The sequence below is a fragment of the Moorena sp. SIO1F2 genome (assembly GCF_010672755.1).
GTDB lineage: Bacteria > Cyanobacteriota > Cyanobacteriia > Cyanobacteriales > Coleofasciculaceae > Moorena.
Genome location: NZ_JAAHFV010000487.1, coordinates 1 through 3,938, shown reverse-complemented (window position 1 = coordinate 3,938; position 3,938 = coordinate 1). Strand labels below are relative to the sequence as shown.

4 protein-coding genes are annotated in these 3,938 nt (G+C 44.3%); all 4 read right to left on the bottom strand.

Annotation, left to right across the window (positions count from 1 at the left end):
- On the bottom strand, window positions 1-380 hold a 380-nt coding region (locus F6J94_RS31455), incomplete at its 3' end, for a glycerol-3-phosphate acyltransferase (RefSeq protein WP_293047437.1).
- Window positions 381-439: 59 nt separating this feature from the next.
- Window positions 440-1,630 (bottom strand): RNA-guided endonuclease TnpB family protein, encoded by a 1,191-nt coding sequence (locus F6J94_RS31450; RefSeq protein ID WP_293018365.1) that lies wholly within the window; start codon window positions 1,628-1,630, stop codon window positions 440-442.
- 155 nt (window positions 1,631-1,785) lie between these two features.
- Window positions 1,786-3,030, bottom strand: a complete 1,245-nt coding sequence (locus tag F6J94_RS31445; RefSeq protein ID WP_293018366.1) for a DUF3086 domain-containing protein — start codon at window positions 3,028-3,030, stop codon at window positions 1,786-1,788.
- A gap of 98 nt (window positions 3,031-3,128) precedes the next feature.
- Window positions 3,129-3,938: transposase (locus tag F6J94_RS31440; protein WP_293047435.1), on the bottom strand; the 810-nt coding region annotated here is incomplete at its 5' end.

Here is a 3,938-nt window from a genome sequence, read left to right as displayed (position 1 = left end):
TTTAGCCAAATGGATTTACTATGACCAAAGATAGCAGCAAACGCAGCTAATGCAACTAACCAGGGTTGCCAGGTTTCAGGGAGTAGGGAAACTTGTGTCAGGGTATAAAAGCCATTGACTAGACTAATAGCAGCTGCTCCTTTCAAGGCATCAATCAGTAATACCACCACTGCTGGTCCTTTGCCCACAGTTCTCAATATATTGGTGGCACCGGTGGAGCCAGAGCCATGCTCGCGAATATCAATATCTTTAAGCCAGCGTCCTGCTAGGTAACCAGTAGGCAGGGAACCTAATAAATAGGCTGAGATTACTAGTAGCCCACTCCAAGTTAAGTTAAGTACCATTGGTGTCATGTTGAAAATTTTCACAAGATCCGGCATTGACATCCTCCCGCCGCTAAATCCGGCGATTATAGCGGGGGATTCCTAAGACTCACGACTTAGGTTTCTGCTTCCTTCTCCCTTTTTTTGGAGTTTTTCGCACCAGCCTTCCGAGACTTACTCTCCTCGGGTCTTACGGTCGCTCCACAGACTGACACGGCAAGCCCTGCCGCCAAAATATTAATTGATGCGTTGATATCGCGATCGTGGTGAGTATTGCAAGATGGACAATCCCACTCTCGAACATTTAACGGTAAAGATTCGACGCGATTCAAGCACACAGAACATAACTTGCTACTGGGAAACCATCTGTCAATTGATACAGCTTCACGGTTGTACCACTCTGACTTGTATTTGATTTGACGGATTATTTCTGCCCAGTTAGCATCACTAATCACCAGCGCTAATTTGTGGTTTTTGACCAGATTTTTCACAGCTAAGTCCTCAAACGCAATCAATTGGTTTTCTTTGACCAGTTTAGTAGTTAGCTTGTGGGTAAAATCCCTTCTAGCGTCCTTGATTTTTGCGTGTATCCTGGCTACCTTCAATCTGGCTTTGTAGCGATTGTTAGATCCTTTCTGTTTCCGCGACAAAGCTTTTTGGTATTTAGCCAGTTTTTTCTTGAGCTTTTTAAAATGCTTTGGGTTAGCAATCTTATCTCCGTCACTGGTTGTAATTAGGCTAGTAATTCCTAGATCAAAACCAACTCGTTTATCCGTGGTAGGTAAACTCAAGTCTCTAGGGTCATTGAACCTGATCGAGACATGCCAACGATTGGACGGATCTAAACTAACTGTAACGGTACTTGGATTGCAGTTTGCAGGTAGCTGACGACTCCAGCGAATAGGCAAAGGTTCTTGACATTTAGCTAGATATATCTGACCATTTTTCCATTTAAATGCGGATTTTGTGAATTCCGCACTACCACCATTCCGCTTTTTCTTGAAGTTTGGATATTTAATGCGACCTGCAAAGAAGTTCGTAAAAGCAGTTTGAAGATGTCTTAATCCCTGTTGAAGTGGAACAGAGCTAACTTCATTTAAAAAGAACAAATCATCCTCTTTCTTCCATCCTGTCAACATTGAGGAAGTTTCTTTATAGCTGACTCGTTTTTGGTGCTCGTACCATCCTTTTGTTCTAGCGTCCAAGGCTTTGTTGTATACAAGTCTTACGCAGCCTAGAGTTCTCCTTAACAGAGTCTCCTGTTCAGGGGTTGGGTAAAAACGGTAACGGTAAGCTTTTTCAGTCATGCTTACATTTTAAAGCGTTCCGTGTAAGATGTCAAGGGGAGGTGCGCTAAAGCGCACCTAGCAATTCATGAGGGGCTGTGTGCGGAACCTGCGTCCGCACTTTATACGCCCCGTCTCCCGCTAACCCTACCGGTATAACGGGAGTATTCTTGCTCTTAAGGATAATCGTCATAGGTATACATCTGCCGAGGATCAGGTGCAAAAGCCAACCATAGGGGAAATTGCAATAATGAGAGACTGATTTTATCTTCGGTTTCGTCAACAATGATTAAGGCTAACTGATCCCGCTTGATCAGTCGTTCCGCTTTTTGAACCAGGGCTATTGGATCTTCAAATAAAACAACTCCCCGTTCTGGACCAAAATCACTGCGGGAGATTCCTAGGCAGTCCTGTAATCCTCTGCGCCATTCTCCCAGTCGTTCTGGGGTGTTGGCAAGGACAAGAGTACGTAGGCGATTGTCATATAGTGTCCGCAACACGGATATAACCGCTGAGGCAATTAAAACATTTTGTAAGCGGCTCCCCATAGTTTGCAGCGCACCACGACCACCTTGGGAAAAAAACCACTGAGACACTTTTTCAGCGTGAATTGGCTCAAAGGTACGACGCAGTTGCCAGGGAGGACCATAATAATCTGGCATTTTGCGATATTGATCCAACAGCTGACGAATCTGTCGGACTTCGTCTTTAAAGGCTTGTTCGGCAAATTGTGGGTTGCCTCTGGTGGGGGGTGGTGGGGGTTCTTCTAATGCTGGCCGTGGTGTTTCGGTTGGCGGCTGGGAGAGTTCCAGTTGTTCAGCAGCAGCAGCTAGGTCTTGTAAGGAGCCAACCAAATAATCTTTAAAGCCTTGAACCCGAATGGCTAGCTCTTGAGATACACCCGCAAAACTGGTGCGCATTTCTTCACGAATGCGTTCCCGGCGGCGTTCTAATTGCTCAATAGAAATTTGCAACTTTTGCTTGCGTTGCTCCAGTTCGGTCAGACCTTCAAGTATCATCCGCTCCACAACTGCTTGGGTGGTTCCCAATTCCTTTGAAACCAGTGACTGTTCATGGTTTTGCAGATGGGCAATTCTCTGTCTCAACTCCTGTTCTTTTTGCTCAAGTTCAGCCACAGTTTGAGCTAAGCTAGCCATTTTTTTTGCTTGATCTGAAGACTGCCCTAGTTGAATTTGACTTACTTTCTCCTCCTGCAGCGGATCACTTGACTGTGTGGCTTTAGCTTTGTCATGGTCTGATAGGGTCAGAGAAATGGGAGGAAGGTCGGGAGCTTGAGAGTTATCCCTAGGAGTAGCCCTATCCTGATTTGGCAAATTTGACTCCTGTGAATTATATAATCCCTTAACTGCTTGGTTTTTATCTTGCTCTTGTTCTGGGTTTTGTGGGTCTTCGGAATTCATTTAAACTGATTTCTTAATAACTTATTCACTAACTACCTAACCTCTACTCTATACTTTGAGGTAATTGACACTCCCCACGGTTGTAAACCGGGGGATTCTTACTTCACAGATTCAACTTGCTCAACCAGGTCGGAACCAAGAAAAGTAGAGGCCAAATCTCCATAAGCGTTTAATAAGGTTTCGGTGTGCCCCACCGTACCCAAGGCTGTTTTGAGGATATTGATTGCAGCATTGTGGTCTCGATCCAACTGACAACCACACTTACAGACGTGAGTTCTAGTTGAGAGCGACTTTTGAACCACTTCGCCACAATCAGAACAGTTTTGGCTAGTATAGGCAGGATTTACTGCGACAGTTATCCTGCCAAATTTATTGCCAAAATACTCTAGCCATTTTCTGAATTGATACCAACCTGCATCATTAATAGACTTGGAAAGACAGTGGTTCTTTACTAAGTTTTTAACTTTTAGATCTTCATAGGCCACCAAGTCGTTAGACTGGACTACGCAACGTGCAAGTCTCTTTGCATGTTCCTCACGCTGCCTACTTATTCTAAGGTGTGTTCTACCTAGTTTATTAATGGCTTTTTTGCGGTTGGCAGAGCCTTTCTTTTTTCGGGATACTCGACGTTGATAGAACTTTAAGAGTTTTTCACCCGTTCTGTAAAATCTAGGATTGGGTTCAGCTAACCCTTCGGAATCAGTATAAAAGTCTTTTAGCCCGACATCTAAACCAATAGTATTTCCTGTTGCTTCTAGTTGATCGTGGTTGTCTACTTTAAGGCAAAACTGAACATAATACCCATCAGCCCTTTGGACGATCCGAACCCGCTTAATTTGCTTATTGTCGAATCGCCACAAGTCCCAGGTACCCTTGAGTCTAACCTTACCTATCCCTTTTTTATCCCA